General features: G+C 47.8%; 10 protein-coding genes. 3 read left to right on the top strand and 7 right to left on the bottom strand.

Going from position 1 to position 19018, the window contains the following annotated elements; all coding sequences use genetic code 11:
* Positions 1-45: 45 nt before the first annotated feature.
* Genes ACWJAO_RS06180 through ACWJAO_RS06170 form a run of 3 tightly spaced genes read right to left on the bottom strand, consistent with a single transcriptional unit; the run spans position 46 to position 7632 of the window.
* Positions 46-930, bottom strand: coding sequence for a 4-hydroxy-3-methylbut-2-enyl diphosphate reductase (locus tag ACWJAO_RS06180; RefSeq protein WP_449139626.1), 885 nt, complete (start codon positions 928-930; stop codon positions 46-48).
* A gap of 12 nt (positions 931-942) precedes the next feature.
* Entirely contained in the window at positions 943-2007 is a 1065-nt protein-coding gene (locus tag ACWJAO_RS06175; RefSeq protein WP_449139625.1) for a DUF1573 domain-containing protein, read from the bottom strand.
* Between the two features lie 48 nt (positions 2008-2055).
* Positions 2056-7632, bottom strand: coding sequence for an alpha-2-macroglobulin family protein (locus ACWJAO_RS06170; protein ID WP_449139624.1), 5577 nt, complete (start codon positions 7630-7632; stop codon positions 2056-2058).
* Positions 7633-7791: 159 nt separating this feature from the next.
* Here ACWJAO_RS06170 and ACWJAO_RS06165 point away from each other — a divergent pair, with 159 nt between their 5' ends.
* A complete protein-coding gene (locus tag ACWJAO_RS06165) occupies positions 7792-10287 on the top strand; it encodes a GH36-type glycosyl hydrolase domain-containing protein (protein ID WP_449139623.1) in 2496 nt (831 codons plus the stop codon).
* Between the two features lie 800 nt (positions 10288-11087).
* Entirely contained in the window at positions 11088-11507 is a 420-nt protein-coding gene (locus ACWJAO_RS06160) for a hypothetical protein (RefSeq protein WP_449139622.1), read from the top strand.
* On the opposite strand, the gene ACWJAO_RS06155 is transcribed toward ACWJAO_RS06160, so the two are convergent.
* Positions 11491-12921, bottom strand: a complete 1431-nt coding sequence (locus ACWJAO_RS06155; RefSeq protein WP_449139621.1) for an AAA family ATPase — start codon at positions 12919-12921, stop codon at positions 11491-11493. The genes ACWJAO_RS06160 and ACWJAO_RS06155 overlap by 17 nt on opposite strands.
* A gap of 474 nt (positions 12922-13395) precedes the next feature.
* On the opposite strand from ACWJAO_RS06155, the gene ACWJAO_RS06150 reads away from it, so the two are divergent.
* Positions 13396-14229: an alpha/beta hydrolase family protein gene (locus ACWJAO_RS06150; protein WP_449139620.1), complete on the top strand. Its 834-nt coding sequence runs from the start codon at positions 13396-13398 to the stop codon at positions 14227-14229.
* Between the two features lie 88 nt (positions 14230-14317).
* Here the strand turns inward: ACWJAO_RS06150 and uxuA are convergent, their stop codons facing one another.
* The 3 genes from uxuA to ACWJAO_RS06135 all read right to left on the bottom strand — a co-directional run.
* A complete protein-coding gene (gene uxuA / locus ACWJAO_RS06145) occupies positions 14318-15589 on the bottom strand; it encodes a mannonate dehydratase (protein WP_006847799.1) in 1272 nt (423 codons plus the stop codon).
* Positions 15590-15622: 33 nt separating this feature from the next.
* Positions 15623-17212, bottom strand: coding sequence for a mannitol dehydrogenase family protein (locus ACWJAO_RS06140; RefSeq protein ID WP_449139619.1), 1590 nt, complete (start codon positions 17210-17212; stop codon positions 15623-15625).
* A gap of 319 nt (positions 17213-17531) precedes the next feature.
* Positions 17532-19018: glycoside hydrolase family 3 C-terminal domain-containing protein (locus ACWJAO_RS06135; protein ID WP_449139618.1), on the bottom strand; the 1487-nt coding region annotated here is incomplete at its 5' end.

Below are 19018 nucleotides of genomic sequence, written 5' to 3'. Positions count from 1 at the left end.
AACATCAAGTGGGTTAACTGGTTAATAACCACCATATTAAGTTTTTCAATCAACGATAAAACTATCCTTGATAATCTTCTCCTTGCACTCTTCCATCAGCCACTTAGGCGTACTGGTAGCACCACAGATACCAACCGTTTCCACATTCTTGAACCAGTTCATATCTATTTCGTCGGCACTTTCTATCTGGTAGCTGTTGGCATTCACGCTCTTGCATTCCTTGAAAAGCACCTTACCGTTCGAACTCTTTCTGCCACTCACAAAGAGGATGACATCATGCTTGCTGGCAAAGGCAGCGATGTTAGGCATGCGGTTAGCCACCTGACGGCAGATGGTATCGAAGCTCTTGAAAGTAGCGCCCTCTACGATATGCTCCTGGCAGTATTCGATGATGCGGTGGAACTCGTCGAGACTCTTAGTGGTCTGGGAATAGAGATAGATATCTTTCGAGAAATCCAGCTGACCGGTTTCCTTCAGCTGCTTCACATCCTCAAACTTCTCTACCACGATGGCATGACTCTCCGTCTGCCCCACCAGTCCGAGCACCTCAGCATGACCGTTCTTACCGAAGATAACAATCTGTGCCTCCGGATTGTTGACATACTGCTTCTTGATGCGGCGCTGCAACTGGAGCACCACAGGACAGGTAGCATCGATGATTTCGATGTTATTCCGCTCGGCAAGGGCGTAAGTCTCAGGCGGTTCACCATGAGCACGGAGCAAGACCTTCACGCCCTGCAGTTCCTCCATCTGCTCATGGTCTATCGTGATGAGTCCCGCTTCATGCAGGCGCTCCACCTCCATACCGTTATGCACAATATCGCCCAGGCAGTAAAGTTTACCGCCCTTAGCCAACTCCTCTTCTGCTTTCTTGATGGCAGTGGTTACGCCAAAGCAGAAACCACTGCCATTATCTATTTCTATCTGCACCGTTTTAAAAATTTATTGTACATTAATCTTCACCACCACCTTAGCATGGTCAGGATCATTCGTAATCATGAGGATACGAGGGTGTCTGACACGCGATTTCTTCAAGTCGGCAGCCACAGCCGTCACCTTCATCTTAACGGTCTCTCCTGGCTGAATCTTACTCTTCTTCAGGTTCACCTGCAAGCCCATAGTAAACATCTGCATGCTGCGGATATCCAGTTCCGACTTACCCTTGTTGGTTATCAGAATCTCACCCTTCAGCTTCTTCTTTCCATTGAAGCTACCCAGATTAAGTTCGGTGGCAGACATCTCCATCTTCGGAGCCAGTGCCTTCTTAGCTGGAGTCATGTTCTCGAAACCAGGAAGAAGAACGGCTGATACTACGATTTCCTTCTCAGGCGCAATCTTATCGCCAGGACGCTCACCGAGATAAACTGAGGTCTGGTTCAAGCCCAGGTCACGCAGTTTCTTGGAATCCAGCACAAAACTGATTTCGGCAGAATGACGCGGAGCCACCTTGGAAGGCGATACGAAAGCATGAAGATAGTCAGGAAGATGCATCACTACCGGTTCCATCACTTCGTCGGTAGGATTGAAGATATGGATGCGCTGAACCGGACGGTCGCCACGGTTCACGTCATCAAACTCCACCTCCTGGGCATCACTCTTGATGGCGCCCAGCATCTCATCGTAAGAACCAGCGAAATCTACTACGCTGCCCACTACCTTTCCCCTCATAGAGAGGATGAACGGCTCTTCATCCGCATTGGTATAGAGGCAGACCTGCTTGGTGAAAATACCCATCTGCTTGGCATCGTATACCGCCTTGATGACGAAACTCTCGCCGGCAGCAATGCTCGTCTTCGGATAATCTACCTCCGTACAGCCGCAGCTTTTCAATACATTGTTGATAACCAACGGCTTGCGCCCGTCATTCTTCAGTACGAACTCGGCAGTTACAGGCTTGCGGAACACCACCTGTCCGCAGTCTACCACCTCGTGCTGGGTTGTAATCTTCTGTGCTGATGCAGGCAGCGCCAACAGCGCTGAGAGCATCCATATATTCATCCGTTTCATACTATTCTATTTTAAATTATCAATCTATTATCTGTAAACTATTAACTATCAATTGTTAACTTTCAATTCATACGCTTCTGTGCGACCGCCAAATTCCGGACTGTAAGTGCACTGCACGGTGCAAGTTCCGCTCTGGTAGTCGCCCTTTCTATCAACGTAGTATTCCATTTCTACCACATGCTTACCTTTAGATAAACGATCGAAATAGAAATTTGTTGCATGATCTCTTGGAGAAACATAGCAGCCCATGCCCCATTGATAACCGCTCAACTGGTTGACCGGCTCCAGACATGCCGCACGCTTATCCGTGATTTGCACGAAGTCGTAGTCGCGGTCGGCGGTGATGATGAGCGTTACCTTCACCTTCTCGCCTACCTTCGCCTGCGCTTTGCCCTTGCCCTCAGATTCGGCAGGAACGATGACACGGCGAATCCTAATGCCCGACTCCATAGAACCTATTTCGCTGATTGGCTGCTTGAACTCTGCATAGACAGCTCCCCAACTGGTATAATCGCTCTTTTTGTCGATGCTCAGTTTAGATGCCTTGCCCGTCTTTTCGGTCTTCACATAGCCCAAAGTAGTGGAATCCTGCGGCATCGGCAACTGCTTTCCGTCCAGTTTCAGCACGGCATTCTCAGCCTTCCTGCTCCAGTTGCTCTCATTGCCCTTCATGAAGGCATAGACAGCATCCACGGTGTTCACCGGCGTATCCCAAACCTGGGTGCGTTTCGACATCAGGAGCCAGCGCTGCAGTTCCTCAATGGTCTGCTTGTCGTTCGGCTTCAGCATCTGCATCGCCTCTATCACAGATACCTGGGTAGGAATCTTATAGTTTCGCCAACTGTAGAGTGCCTTGCGGGTATCGTAGTAGCGGCCCATCTCCTCACGGTAAACGGCATATTCGTTCACGCTCTGCAGATATTCGCCTGCCTTCTCGCGGTAAGCGGCATTCAGCTTACTGTTCTTGGCGAGCACCACGGCAGCACGTGCCTTACCATAGATGGTAAAATTGCTGGTCATCTTCGACATCTTATCCAGCAGATAAGTCTTGTCAGCTTCCAGATTCTGCTTCATCTTTCTGCCATCCATCGAGAGGATGTAGAGATAATGCAGCGCCTGTTCGCTAGGACTCACCTTCTGCTTTTTCTCCTCCTGCTTCTTCATATCTCTTACTTCCCGAGCGGTCTGCAGAGAGAGATAGTTCAAGGCTGAGGTCAGCATCCGGGCGGTGGATTTCTGCACACCGGTGATGGCATTCAATCGAACCATCATTTCGGCTACTGAGGTAGTCATATACCGGCTGCCCTTCATGCCTTTCCACCATGAGAAGGAACCGTTAGGGTTCTGCAACTTCTTCAGTTTCTCCACCTGATTCTGCAGGCGGATAGTCTCCTGAGAATGATTATCCAAAGAGAGAGTCTTCTGGATATGGGTGGTGATGGTATTGGCGTAGATGGCAGACATCAGCGAGATGGCATCTTCCTCATCCGGATTGCTGATGGCTGGCAGCGCCTTCACCATCAGCCAACTTGGATTGTTGGTGTACTCGATGGTTACCTTGGCGTCTTCAGCGCCCTTTGCCTGCTTGCCCTCCTTGTTCAGGAAGAGTTTGCTCAGGTCGAAGCTCTGCTCGCCCTTCTGATGCAGGGTGATAGGCAGGGTGTTCACCACGAGTTCGCGGTTGCTCAAAACCGGCAGATAGTGCTGCTCGCCATCGCTGTAACCGTTACCGGCAGCCACCACCTTATTTATATATACGCCTTCTTTCAGCCCTTGGACATCGAAGGAGATGGTAGCAGAGCCCTCGGCATCGATGCTGTAGTTCTGCGTCTTCTGCCAAACCACCTTGTTGGTCTCCGGGTCGAGAATCTGCATACGGGCGTTGCCGTTCACCTTCTTGTCGGAAGTATTGAAGAGTTTCACCACGATGGTGCTCTTGTCGCCCTCACGAAGGAAGCGAGGCATGTTAGGCTGCACCATCACGGTTTTCTGTGCCACAGCCTCATCCACCAGCAAACCATTGCGCATCTCCTTGTCATGAGCCAGACCCATGAACTTCCAGGTAGTCACGCTCTCCGGCAGGGTGAATCTGATGGCTACATCGCCATTGTTATCGCTCTCTAAGGCAGGATAGAAGAAAGCCGTCTCGTTCATGTTCTCACGCACCTGCACCTTATCGAGGAACAGTCCTGCGTCTGAGCCTGAACCGCCAGCAAACTGCGGCATCTCCTCTACTGCATCAAAAACCTTGTCGGCAGATGGAGGAGGAGCTGCAACAAGGATTGTATTACTCCCACGAGTTTTCATGACTCTCCCTTCTTCCTTAACCAGCTCGTCTTTCTGTATACGAACAGACTCAACGGTTCCGCCAGAAGAACGTTCCAACTTGCTCAGTTCCACCGCTTGCATATAAGCATAATAGCTAAAGAATTTGCCATCAAACTTATCCACGTCCAACTCCTTCTCGTCATAATACTTGGTAGGATAAACGCCATTCAAGTAAAATGAGCGGAAAGTGAGGTTGTGCTTCCAGTAGCAGTTTGGCAAACGCTGATAGAAGCCCAGAGAGAGATACCAAGGATGCCGGGCTATCTGGTCGAGCGACTTGTCATAGAGTACGCTCATCAGCTGCGTCTTGGCTGGCTTGCCGTCAGGGGTGGTAATCTTCAGCGTCCACTCCTCCTTCTGTCCAGGGGTCAGACGGTTGCGGAAGGTCTTCCAGGCGATATTCAGTTTCTTCTCAGGCAAAGGACGGGCGATGCTCATCATTCGGGTATAGCACTTGCCTTGCTTCACGAAACTATAGTTCAGTACGATGCCCGACGCATATTCCTCCTTGTAGGTGAAAGGCAGAGTCACGATACTGTCGCCCAACTCCCAGGCGCCCTTCTCCAGCAGTTTGTTGCCGGCGATGATGGAATATACGATGTGCGCTCCGTTCTCCGAAGAGCCCACCTGAATATAGACCGGTTTGCCATCACGAGGGAAGGTCTTCGCCGTCTGATAATACCATTCGGTGGTTGGCTCCACCGGATGGGTATCCTTCATACTGAAGAGCGTGAATTTCTGCTGCAGGGTGTCTGTTCCGCAGATTGCCTCCAACTGATGAACGCCAGATTTCCAAACGAGGGAAGAAGAGGCAGAAGATGCATATTCCTTGATAGAAACCGGTGCATTCGCCTCGGCATCCTTCCATTCGCCCTTATCAATGCGATATTTCAACCTACTAGAAATCGGCATACCACTGGCATTGCGGTAAGCGAAGGTCACCGTCTTCAGACTGTCTGTTTCGATACGCTTAGGAAGATTCACCGTGAGGATGGTTGGTTTGGTGCCCAAAGGCAGACTCATCACGCCCTCGTGGCTCTCGCCGCTGATGTCGGTAACGATGGCTGAGACCTCGAAGTTGAAGAAACGGGCGATGCGCATGAAATCGCTCATATCCGCCTCGTCTTTTCCTGACAAGGAAGCCTCCAGCGGAATTTCCACATCGAAGGTTCCGTCCTCACGGGTCACGCAACTGTCGGTCTTCACCAACTGTCCGGCAGAGCCTGCGCCCCACCACCAAAGCTGGTTTCTGCGGGTCACCTGATACTCCACCTTTGCACCCTGCACAGGCACACCGGCATAGGTCTTTGCTGAAGCCTTCACCACCACGGTATCGCCCCAGTTATATTTCTCATTCACCTTCGGGAAGGTAATCTCGAAGGTTGGACGCTTGTACTCCTCCACACGGAAGAAGCGGTTTACCTGGTCATTCACGGATACATGATACATGCCTGTCTGTCCCTCCTTCGGCAATTCGAAATCCACCGAAGCCGTGCCATACTCGTCAACCTTCGCCTTCTTCATCTCCACCTCTTTCCAACTGGCATTACAGAGTCCGAAATCCAGTTCATCTCTGCCAACAGGCACCTTTGCATCGATACCCTTCATGTCGACAAATCTGATAGCCGTAACATGCACAGTCTGACCCGGGCGATAGAGAGCACGGTCGGTATAAACCTGATATTTAGTCTCATTATCCTTCTTCTCATAATAGCGGTCACGAGAAAGAAAGATGCCCTTGGCAGGCGTAAACTTATCATTGCTGGTGGAAATCAAGATGTTTCCATCCACATTCTTGAAGTAAGCCTCTCCGTTCTCATCGGTCGTCAAGCGGGCATGAACCGTTCGTTTGTCCTTCTTCGTTTTGAAACCATACCACTGGTCATAGAGTTCAATCTTAGCCCCGGCAATAGGCTGTCCGTCGGTAGCATTCACCACCACATAGCGATGCTTATCATCCGGCAACTGCTGGATCATCACCGCCAGATTGCTGACATAGAAGAGCTGTCGCTGCGGAGCGATGCCGGTATTATCCGAAGTTACCTCCATCAGATAGGCACCCAGCGGCAGATTGCCACCGATTTCGATGGAATCCTTCACCTCTTGATAATCCGGACGACCATAGTAATTCCTGCTGTAATCCTTCTGATGCAGCTTCGTGGTCTTCTTCAGGAGCATCTTATAGGTAGCCTCATCCTGCGCATTATAATCGTTATCTGCCGTAATATTGAGGCGGGAAATGCTGATCTTCAGGTTCTGGAGATTGCGCACATTCAGATGCAGCCACGCCTTCTGCCCAGGGCGTAATACCTGCGGCATATCCTGCACCCGGAACATCGGTTCGGTGAGTCGCTTCTGCGCATTTCTCAGTTCGTTCATTCTCGACCAGCCACCCCAGCGACTCAGCGCATAGTTGATATAGTTAAGCTTATCCTGTGGCTTGGCATCGGTAGCCCCCTCCATGAAGCGGAAGTGCTCCACGGCAAGTTCGCCTGCCTCCGGAATATCCTGATAAACCTGGATGAGCGAATCGATGGTCTGCAGATACTTCGATTTCCTCACCTCTTTCACGTCGTCCTGACGGTATTTCTCAATGAGCTTATAGGCACAGAGACATGCCGCTCCCCTATTTCCCACCTTATTATAATAGGTGTACAGTTGCAGATACGCCTCCTTGCTGTCAGCCTCGAAACCGATGAGATGCAGCAGATCGTTATTGAAGGAACTGCCATCCACGCCCTTCAGCGTCAATGGTACATACTCGGTTGATGTATGCTTGGCAAGAAGTTCAGGCTGCTCCAGGGCTTTCTTGAAGAACTCCTGGCTTTTCTTTGAATTCACATCCCGCTGACTCAAAGAAGAAGCACTTGGGTTCAAAGAAGCATCATCACCTAGGTCCAGAGCAACATCCTCACTTTGATCCAAGGCAACATCATCCTCCTCCCCGTAATAAATATCCCGATAAACCTTGCCCAGCACGGCATATCTCACTGCCTTCAATGCCGGATCTTTCACCTTCAGTACCTCGGCTTCCATCCGCTTCACGTTCGGCGTCAGCGAATCAGCAGAAATCTCATTCCAGAGTGTCATCTGTCTTGTCTCAGCCGCCAGCAGCTGCCCGTAATCTTTGGCAGCCGAAGCCTTGGCGATGATTTTCTTCATCACCGCGATTTCGCTCTTAGGCTGGTCCTTCTGAGCAATAATTTCAGCTTGCTTCCACAAGTTGTCGTATGTCTGGGCCGCTACCTGCATGGTTGCAAAGAGGGCTACCAGAAGTGATAAAATGTTTCTTTTCATAAGCCAACTGTATAAAATGTTAATTGCATGATGATAATCATCAAACTTTTCATTGCAAAAATACAAAAAAAAACTGTTTTCTAACTCCGAAACTGAAACTTTTTACTATCTTTGCACCAAAATAATATATTTTACCTAGAAATAAACATTAAAAAAACAATGGCAGAAAAAAAGTATGGTCATTTTGATGACGCCAATCGCGAATACGTGATTACTGACCCAAAGACCCCATGGCCTTGGATCAATTATTTGGGTAACGAGGATTTCTTCTCGCTCATCTCCAATACAGCAGGTGGTTATTCTTTCTACAAGGATGCCAAGTTCCGTCGCATCACCCGTTATCGCTACAATGGTGTGCCGATGGATAACGGCGGTCGCTATTTCTACATCAAGGATGGCGATACCGTATGGAACCCGGGATGGAAACCTTGCAAGACGCCGCTCGACTCTTACGAGTGCCGCCACGGCATGAACTATACCCGCATCACGGGCAGCAAGAACGGCGTGGAGGCAAGTGTACTCTTCTTCGTGCCGCTCCATACATGGGCTGAGGTGCAGAAGATGACGCTCAAGAACCAGTCGCAGGAGGTGAAGACTCTCAAGGTGTTCTCCTTTGCAGAATGGTGCCTCTGGAACGCTGCTACCGATATGGAGAACTTCCAGCGCAACTTCTCTACGGGCGAAGTGGAGGTAGAAGGCTCTACCCTCTATCACAAGACCGAATACCGCGAGCGCCGCAACCACTATGCTTTCTACACCGTTAATACCGAGATTCAGGGATATGATACCGACCGCGAGAGCTTCATCGGACTCTACAACGAGTTTGCCGAGCCTGAGGCTGTGATGGAAGGCAAGCCACGCAACAGCTTTGCTCACGGCTGGAGTCCTATCGCATCTCATTATATAGAGGTAACCCTGCAGCCAGGCGAAAGCCGCGACCTCATCTTCCTCCTGGGATATGTGGAGAACGAGCAGGATAAGAAATTCAGCGCCAAGAAGGTAATCAACAAGGAGAAGGCGCACGAGCTTATCGCCAAGTTTGATGCCACTGAAAAGGTGGATGCTGCCTTCGCAGAACTCAACAAGTACTGGGATAACCTGCTGAACATCTTCACCGTGAAGAGTGGCAACGACAAGTTAGACCGCATGGTGAACATCTGGAACCAGTATCAGTGTATGATTACCTTCTGCATGTCGCGTTCGGCAAGTTTCTTCGAGAGCGGCATCGGTCGAGGTATGGGCTTCCGCGATTCCAACCAGGACCTCGTAGGCTTCGTTCATCAGATTCCTACACGTGCCCGCCAGCGCATCATCGACATCGCCAGCACCCAGTTCCCTGACGGCGGTTGCTATCACCAGTACCAGCCACTCACCAAGCGCGGCAACAACGACATCGGTGGCGGTTTCAACGACGACCCATGCTGGCTCATCTTCGGTACCGTGGCGTATATCAAGGAGACGGGCGACTTCTCTATCCTAGCTGAACAGGTGCCTTTCGACAACCAGCCGGGCACAGAAGTAAGCCTCTTCGAACACCTCAAGATTTCGATGAACCATGTTATCAACAACCTGGGTCCACACAAGTTGCCGCTCATCGGAAGAGCCGACTGGAACGACTGTCTGAACCTGAACTGCTTCTCCTGGGACCCTAACGAGAGTTTCCAGACCACCGAAAACAAGGGCGAAGGAAGCAAGGCAGAGAGTCTGATGATAGCCGGACTGTTCGTTGTTACCGGCAAGGATTATGTGGCTCTGTGCAAGCAGCTTGCCAAGGAAGCAGTGGAAAGCAAGGAGGGCGAAATAGCCGGCCTTGCAGAGGAAGATTATTTGACAGAAGCCGAGCGTATGCAGCAGGCTGTTGATGAGATGAGCGAGGCTGTGAAGCAGCATGGATGGGACGGAGAATGGTTCCTCCGCGCTTACGATTTCTTCGGCAACAAGATAGGTAGTGACGAGAACGAAGAAGGCAAAATCTTCATCGAGAGTCAGGGTTGGTGTACGATGGCTGGTATCGGTCTGAAAGAAGGACTCTGCGATAAAGCACTGGATAGCAGCAAGAAACGATTGGAATGCGAGCACGGACTGGTGCTGAACAACCCAGCCTATACCACTTATCATGTAGAAATGGGTGAGATTTCTTCTTATCCTGAAGGCTACAAGGAGAACGCCGGCATCTTCTGCCACAACAATCCTTGGGTCATCATCGGAGAGACTGTAGCCGGACGAGGCAACGATGCATGGAACCATTATACCAAGATTCTGCCTAGCTACGTAGAGGAAAAATATCAGACACTTCACAAGGTAGAACCATACGTAAACTGCCAGATGGTAGCCGGTAAGGATGCAGCCAAACCGGGCGAAGGAAAGAACTCCTGGCTCACCGGTACAGCGGCATGGATGTGGTATACAGTATCAGAATTCATCCTCGGCATCAAGCCAGATTATGAAGGTTTGCTCATCGATCCTTGTCTCCCAAGCACCGCTAAGGAGTATGAGGTAACCCGCAAGTTCCGTGGTGGCGAATACCATATCACAGTAAAGAATCCTAGCGGAAACCAGAAGGGCGTGAAGCAGATTACAGTAGATGGCACTCCTATCTCAGGCACCATCATTCCTTGCGCTGAAGGCAAGCATGAAGTAGTGGTTGAGATGTAAAATCTGCCAGATTTCATCAAGTTACGATTTGAAAGTTCAATGTAACAAAACTCCTTTTCATACCCATGCGCCCTATTTTAGGGCGTATGGGTATCACAATAAACACTTGACCCCTTATTTCAGGGGGTCAAGTATATTATATATCTGATAATCTGATACTTAACTTTTAATATAAGCACATATTCAACAGTATCAAGAGTAAGATTCAAAGTCCCTATTATTGACTCAGTTCCTCAATAACTCAGTTCCTCAGTTTTTTCCTAAGGGGTATATATCACTTATGGATTAATATTGTTACAATTTGTTATATATTATATATTATTATATATATATATATTTATATATATATAATAAACTTCTAAATAAAGACAAAAGTGAAGGGTCAGAGAAAAACTGAGGAACTGAGTACTGAGGAACTGAGTCATTCTAGTAAAAAACATCATAACCCTTGTAAACACCTGATTTACTGCTTAACTATATACTTTAAGAGAACAAAGCTATGAGTTGCGACCCGTAAAGCTATGAGTTGCGACCCGTAAAACTATGAGTAAGGAAGTTTAACTACTTTCAATCTGAAAGCACATTCCAAACATTTCCTTATCACACCCCGAAATTTGGCAGTATCAGAGAAAAGTTGTATCTTTGCACCAAATTCTATCCATTCCACCCATTCCGTTCCCTTTTCTACATTTTTGGCAAAAATTGTTCCCCCATCCGTACCCTCATTCAAACTATTTTTTGTACTTTTGCAGCCGAAAAGGCATAAAGCAAACAAAAACTCAAAAAGAAAGGAAATAACAATGAAGAAAATATTATACTTTGTGGCAGCCCTCGCCGCCACTGCCACTATCACAACAACCAGCACCAGTTGCAAGTTTGCACCCGACCAGCATGACGGTGACACGGTAGCTGCCAGCGAGTTTTACCCGATAGATACCACAGCTGCCCATGCCAAGAAGATGGCAAAGATAGCTGCCATCAAGAACGGCAAAGACAGCGTAGGCATCTATTACGTGGGCAGCAATTCTACCAAAGACCTCATCGAGCTCGTATCCTACCCTTCACGCCGCGACACGATGATGTACAGCAAAACCCGACATATAAAGGTGAAGGGCAATGCCGACATCAACCATATAGTCCGTGTAGACTTCTACCTGCATAACGGCAAGGATTCGCTGGTGAAATATGTTGAGGAGGTGGTGCTTAAAACAAATCATTAAGCACCACTTCGTTTTGAGCAATGCCCGAATACATATTCCGCAGAAGACCATAACTGCTGATAAACGTCAGCTGTATCGACTTCCGGGTCTTCGTTTCCTCCATAAAGCGGACTATCTTGTTTCTTAGAATCTTCTCATAATCCTTGTTGATAGAAAACTCACCCTCCGAAAACTTCATTTCGCAAAGATTGATGGTATTGTCGCCACGCTCTATCACCATATCTATCTGGGCAGCCCGCTCTGCCGACCCAGCATCACTCTTGCTTCGCCATGAATACAATTGGGTGGCAACACCAGCTATTCCCAACCGCTGCTTCACCTGGTCAATATGATTCATCGCCAATATTTCGAAAGAAACTCCTGCCCAGGCATAGAAACGGGGCGTGCGCTGCAACTTGCTCCAATACAGAAGATTCCGGAATGAACTGTCTCGCAAAAAACGGAAATAAAACAAAGTGAAGAAATCTACCAACTGATAAAGAGACTTCCGGGTGGAACATCCGTAGTTGACATATTTTCTGATGAAACCGCAGGATTCCAGATTGTCGAGAATCGTGGTCAACGATTTGCCCGACTTCATCCCTGTGGCATCGGCTATTTCCGAGCGCATCATACCATAACCACGCTCGTTCAGGCATTCTACCACCTTGACGTATGCCTCAGAATCCTTAAACAGAGAGCGATAAAGAATCGAAAACTCATTGTACAACTGACCATTGGGATTGAACAGCAGGCGGTCTATATTCTGAGCCAAACTTAACCGTTCGTCCAAAAGGTTCAGATAATATGGGATTCCTCCCAATATCATATAAAGTTCAGCCAGTTCATATCTTGACAGCATCATCCCCTTAGTCTTCAGGAATGTTTCCGACTCCCCAAGAGAAAAAGGCTGCAGGAAAAGACGATGGGTAAGACGCCCATAGAGACCACCGTGGTTATTGATGAGTTTATCCATCATCCAGGAAGTGGCAGAGCCACAGACTATCAGAACAATGTCGCGACGTGCAGAGGCCCATCCATTCCAAAAATGCTCCAGGGCAGAGATAAAATTAGAGCCCGCAGTATCCATCCAAGGCAGTTCATCGAGAAAAATCACCTTACGTTCTATCCCGTTCAAAGAGTCGAGATAAGAGATAAGCATCTCGAAAGCATCGAGCCAATCATGAGGTACTGACGTTGCATTCTTATCGTAGCGTCGAAGCGTATAAAAGAAGTTTTTCAGCTGTTCCTGTGTATTTCCACCAGCCAATCCTGATGACTGAAACACCATTTCCTGCTCAAAGTATTCACGCACAAGAAATGTTTTGCCCACTCTGCGGCGTCCACATACAGCCACAAATTCCGACTGCCTTGACTCGTATATACGTGCCAAGGTATCCTGTTCACTCTTTCTGCCGATAATATTATTCTTCATCTTCTTTTCCTCCTTCTTTAGTATCTTACCGTCTGCAAAAATAATAAGAAAAAATTAATTATTGGCTAATTTAAGTATACTTTTTAGCCAATAACACCTATTTTTAAATATTATTGGCTAAAACAAATGGCATATTTAGCCAATAACCATAAAACAAGCACTAAAAAAGGCTAGCGCTTATCAGAAATGCTAGCCTTTTTCGTATTTCATCTAACCTGAATTTCAGATCACTAAATAGCCTATAAACCAAGCCTACAAACCATAAACTAAGCCATAATCGAAAAAAAATCCTCCAAAAGTGGTGAGTTTCTCAGATTTATTTGTACTTTTGCCATGTCATTCAGAGTTTTATTTGTTTTTAAAGGCAACACAAAGATAAGTGAAATTTCTGACATGGCTAAATCCTGAGCAACTTTGTTGCTCTGGTGCTTATAAAAAAATTAAATTATAGTGTTGCGGAATAAAAAAATAGAAATGAAAAAGATTATTCTTGCCATCTGCACAATGTTTGCTCTTAGTGCGAATGCAAAAACCGAACTTATCACCGTACAAGGCGATCACGGAAAGCTTGACGTAAAAATTCAGACTCCAGATGCCTCCACAAAATGTCCACTCCTCGTTCTATGTCATGGATTTGGCGGTAACAAGGAAGGCAAACTTTTTGACTGTATCGTGGACAGTGTCAATAAGAAAGGCATTGCCGTACTCCGTTTCGACTTTAACGGACACGGCAAGAGCGAAGGAAGATTTGAAGACATGACGGTACCTAACGAAATAGAGGACGCCAAGTCTATCTTGCGCTATGCATCCTCACTGCCTTGGGTGACAGGAATAGCCATGGGCGGGCATTCGCAGGGAGGCGTAGTGACAGCCATGACCAGCGGACAACTTGCAGCAAAACCGGAACCTGACATCAAGCCGATTTCAGCTGTAGTTCTTCTCGCTCCTGCAGCCGTTCTGCGTGACGATGCATTGAGAGGCAACACTTTTGGAAAAATATATGACCCTAAGAATCCTCCGGCAAAGATAGAAATGGGATACGGCAAGGCTTTAGGATGCGACTACATCCGAACGGCGGTAAACTTGCCAATTTACGAAACTGCCATGAACTATCAAGGTCCAGAATGTATACTACATGGTGATGCTGACCGAATTGTCCCATACACTTACGGCCAACGTTTCCATTATCTCAACAAACAGAGTGAATGGCACATGATGAAGGATGCCGACCATGGTTTCGGCAGTCAGGAAGAACAAGTGGCGCATCTTGTAAGCGACTTTCTTGTTAAATCATTTAAGCAAAAATAAGCATTTCTAAAATAAAAAGGCTAGCGTGCGATTGTGCATGCTAGCCCTTTTTAATATTTCATCAGAATTAATCACTAATAACTAATCACTAATCATAGAATCCCGGCTGCTTATACTCGATGCCTAGTTCATCATCAACTGTAGCAATCACACCCTGAATCTGGCCCATGGCAAACATACGGCCCAGGAGAGTGTAACCGGCATTGTGGCCGTGGTTGCTCTCATCGAATACGCCACCTGGCTCATCAGTAAAGGTCATACCATGGTCAACACGCATTGGCAATCTGCGACCCGAATTGCATTTGCCCTCCTGCTCAGCCTTCTCGAAGATGCGGCAAAGCTCGATAAGATGGCCACGACCACCGAGGTGAGAAGCCTCTGTGAAGTTGCCGTTAGGGAAGATGTAGCAAGAACGCAGGTGAACGAAGTGGGTACGGTCAGCAAACTGCTTAGCCATTGCCACACAGTCGTTGTGCTCGCCGGCAGAGAATGAACCTGCACAGAAAGTCAGACCATTGTGCTTGTTTGGTACTGCATCCAACATCCACTGAATATCCTCGGCACGGCCGATGATTCTTGGCAAACCAAATACAGGATAAGGAGGATCGTCTGGGTGAACACACATATTGATGTCGTACTCATCGCAGATAGGCATGATAGCCTCCAGCCAGTATTTCATGTTCTCCTGCAACTTCTTCTTGTCGATGCCATCATAAAGCTTCAACAGGTCGCGGAACTTCTGGACAGGAGCTGAATCGCCCTCGCTGAAGTTACCGGAAACGAAGCCCTGGGTCTTGATGATGATATTCTCTACCAGGGCATGGTCCTGCTCTGGTGTAGAAGTCTTCTTGATTTCATCAGCCTCAGCCACCAGGTCTCTGCCCCACTTGTGCTCCTTAGAGAACTCAGCCCAATCCTCACGGGCGCCTTCACGCTGCAGGATATAGATATCAAAGTAGGCAAACTCGCCCCAGTTCATATAGAGGTTGTTGGCTCCGTTAGGATTGTCGTGAGACAAATCGGTACGTGCCCAGTCCAAAACCGGCATGAAGTTGTAGCAGATACATTTGATGCCTTCCTCACCCAGGTTGCGGAGACTCTCCTTGTAAACCTCTATCTGATGATCACGGTCAGGACCACCATATTTCAGGGTTTCAACCACTGGCAAAGACTCAACTACGCTCCATTTCATACCGTAAGACTCGATGTACTCCTTGAGTTCATGAATCTTCTCGCGTGTCCAAACCTCGCCTAGAGGAACATCGTGCAATGCAGTAACGATACCCTCAACACCTATCTGTTTCAACTGTGCAAGAGTGATTTTATCTTTCTTGCCAAACCAGCGCCATGTTCTTTCCATATATATTATATAATGTATAAGTTTAAAAATGAATTATCTTGCAGAAACATACTTATGCAATGTCTCTCTTACAGCACCCTTGCCAGCAAAGAGTTCCTTCACCATGCCCTCAATCTGCTCGCCGAAGCCAGCCTCATAGAGATCGAGACCGAACACATCCTTGCGGGAATAGAGATTCTTGAGGCAAGAATAGTCCTGATCAGCCTTGCCAACCTCAAGAGGAGCCACGATAGTCTGGAGTTCTGCCAACAATGGGTCAGAAGATGGCTCGAATGGCTTCAGGTTATCATCCAATGCCTTGAGATAGCGGGCATAACCTGCCAATACCAGAGGAATCAACACAAGGTTGCTCTTATCGAGACCGCGGTCGATATACTTCTTGATAGTCTCACCGAAGCGGATAGAGAGCTTCTGGCTGGTATCGGTAGCGATACGCTGAGGAGCATCTGGCATGAATGGGTTAGGCAGACGCTTGTTGATAACGGTGCCGATAAACTCGTATGGATTCAATACACCTGGATCTGTTACCACTGGCATCGCCTCGATATAACCGATCTTCTGGATAAAGGCACGAAGGTCCTCATCAGCCATCTCGGCAGAAATCAAGGTATAGTCGAGCATGCAGCCATAGATTGACATCGCTGTATGGAGAGGGTTCAAGCAGGTGGTTACCTTCATGGTCTCTACCTCATCTACGGTCTTGCGGGTAGTATAGAGCGCACCGCCCAACTCCAATGGTGGACGACCGTTGGTATAAGTATCCTCGCAAACAAGATACTGCACCTCCTCAGCATTCACAAAAGGAGCGGTAAAAGTATGCTTCTCGGTGATAATCGTATTGTTATCCTCGAAGCCATCCTCGGCAAGCATAGCCTGTACCTTCTCGTGTGGACGAGGAGTAATCTTATCAATCATAGACCAAGGATAAGTAATCTTGCTGCTGTCGTTGATATAATCAAGGAAGCCAGCCTCAACAATACCATCCTGTGCCCAACGCTCAGCATAAGCCTTTACGCCAGCCTTTACATGGTCGCCATTGTGAGAACAGTTGTCGGTAGACTGCAGGGTAAGTGGCAACTTGCCTGCCTTGTATCTTTCATAAAGCAGAGCGGTGAGCTTACCCATGGCGAAGACTGCATCGAGACCACGAGCCAGGTCAGCATCATTGAAAGAATATCCCTTTTCGGTGATAGTGAAAGTTACCATCTGCAGACTTGGTGCCTGGAAGATCTGAACCAATCGGGCCCAGTCCTCACCAAACTGCTTATCCGCCTTGAGGCTTTCTGTGATAGAAGCGATGACCTTCTTCTCGATGGTACCGTTGCTCTGGAGGCTGACGAGAAGAGAAAGATTATTGTAAGGACGATAAGCCTTGTCGATGATTTCGTAGTCGAAGCTTTCAGCTACGATTACGCCACGATCGTACTTGCCCGTGTTGAGCGCATCGTTGAGGATGGCTGCCGGGAAAGCACGGAAGATGTTACCTGCGCCGAAGTGAACCCAAGTAGGCTCATCGTGAGTCTTCTTAGCTACGGCTGCGATGTCATACTGAGGAAGCTGATAACCTTTAGCTTCCCATTCTGCAGCTTGAAAGTTGTTAGAAAGAATGTCATTCAGTTTCATAACTTAATAATTATTGATGTTGTTTTATGTAAATTTTTGCCTTTTTATTAGCAATACAATGATTCATTATTCTGTTGAGTCGGGACAAAATTACGAATTTAATCTGAAATACCGCTCCTTTTTAGAGATTATTTTTGAATATTGAACAATTAGAAATACAAATTGAACAATAAGAAATGCTTCGGTAACAAAAAACTGCCTTTTCGCCCTTTCTTTCTTTTAACCATTAGTAGCCTATTTGTATACACATACTATGTAAACAAAAAGAGCGCACCGCTATTGGCACGCTCTTTTCTAAAACTCATTTCTCAAATATTCTTTATCGGTTGGCAGATTGCCACTGATAAGTATCAGTGCAATGGATATCAGCACTCTGGTCAGCAATCATCAACTTGAAGTCGCCTTCCTCCAATCTCCATTTGCCATTCCAACCTACAAAAGCCAAATCGTCTGCCTTTAATTCGAAGGTCACGGTTTTGGTCTCACCAGGCTGAAGTTCCACCTTGTCGAAGGCACGAAGACGACGACCATCAGGCACCATACTGGCGATGAGATCGCTACTGAACAGGAGGACACTCTCCTTGCCTGCCACCTTGCCCGTGTTCTTCACATCCACGCTCACCTTGATGATGTCGCCGTGGCGGAAATCAGACTGGGAAACCTTCAGGTTGCTATATTGATAAGAGGTGTAGCTCAAACCATATCCGAAGCCCCACTGCTGGGTAATCTTCGCATTGTAGTCGTAAGCACCTTCCATCGTACCCACCTCCTCACTCTTCTTGAAGTCGTAGTTGGCGAGCGAATTGATTTCCTTAGGATAGGTGTAAGGCATCTTGCCACTGAAGTTTGACTTGCCCGATACCAGGTTTGCCAAGGCATCGCCGCCCATGTTGCCAGGGATAAGGATGTCGATGATACCCTGTGCCAATGGTTCGATGTCAGCGATGAGACGAGGACGACCTTCATTCAGCACCAAGATGACAGGCTTGCCTGTCTGAGCCAAAGCCTTGACCAGATTGCGCTGGTTCTCTGAAAGCCAAAGGTCGGTCAGGTTGCCCGGAGTCTCTGTATAGGAGTTCTCGCCAATGCAAGCCACGATGACGTCGGCATCCTTCGCTGCAGCCACTGCGCCCTGAATCTGAGGTTCGTTCTCCTCCCAGTATTTTCCCTTTTCATTATAGGTAACACCCTGGTTCAAAATAACATTCTCCTTGCCATACTCATTACAGATTGCCTCATAGATGGTATTGTACTTGCCGGCAAACTCATCGGCACGATGTCCCTGCCAGGTATAGCTCCATCCACCATCCAGGCAGCGCATCTGATTGGCATTAGGACCCGTAAGGAGAATCTTCTTACCATGCTGCAAAGGAAGGATATTACCCTCGTTCTTCAGGAGCACCATACTCTCGGTAGCTCCCTCCAAGGCGAGCTTGGCAAACTCCTCACCACCAAACTTAGGATAATTCTTCAGTTTCTGGGTTGGGTTCTTGAAGAGGTCGAGACGGTACTTCATGCGAAGCACACGGCGACAGGCATCGTCGATGCGACTCATCGGAATCTTACCTTCCTTCACCAATTCTATAAGGTATCCACAAGCATCGCAAGAATAAGGTTCCATAATCATGTCGATACCGGCATTGATGGCAATGCGGAGCGCATCCTTCTTGTCCTTTGCCACCATCTCACGAGTATAGAGATTGTTGATGTCTGCCCAGTCGGTGATGAGCACACCATCCCATCCAGTCTCTTCCTTCAGCCATCCTGTCAGGATGTCCTTGTTGGCATGCATCGGCATACCATTGA

Source organism: Segatella sp. (genome assembly GCF_977051555.1).
Note: the sequence above shows the minus strand (reverse complement) of the source record. Positions and strands in the feature narration are given on the sequence as shown.

Excerpts from the sequence above, each read along its gene's own strand:
- ACWJAO_RS06140 (WP_449139619.1), bottom strand. The coding sequence starts at position 17,212 with ATGAAACTGAATGACATTCTTTCTAACAACTTTCAAGCTGCAGAATGG.
- ACWJAO_RS06165 (WP_449139623.1), top strand. The coding sequence starts at position 7,792 with ATGGCAGAAAAAAAGTATGGTCATTTTGATGACGCCAATCGCGAATAC.
- ACWJAO_RS06170 (WP_449139624.1), bottom strand. The coding sequence starts at position 7,632 with ATGAAAAGAAACATTTTATCACTTCTGGTAGCCCTCTTTGCAACCATG.
- ACWJAO_RS06155 (WP_449139621.1), bottom strand. The coding sequence starts at position 12,921 with ATGAAGAATAATATTATCGGCAGAAAGAGTGAACAGGATACCTTGGCA.
- ACWJAO_RS06160 (WP_449139622.1), top strand. The coding sequence starts at position 11,088 with ATGAAGAAAATATTATACTTTGTGGCAGCCCTCGCCGCCACTGCCACT.
- ACWJAO_RS06150 (WP_449139620.1), top strand. The coding sequence starts at position 13,396 with ATGAAAAAGATTATTCTTGCCATCTGCACAATGTTTGCTCTTAGTGCG.
- uxuA (WP_006847799.1), bottom strand. The coding sequence starts at position 15,589 with ATGGAAAGAACATGGCGCTGGTTTGGCAAGAAAGATAAAATCACTCTT.
- ACWJAO_RS06175 (WP_449139625.1), bottom strand. The coding sequence starts at position 2,007 with ATGAAACGGATGAATATATGGATGCTCTCAGCGCTGTTGGCGCTGCCT.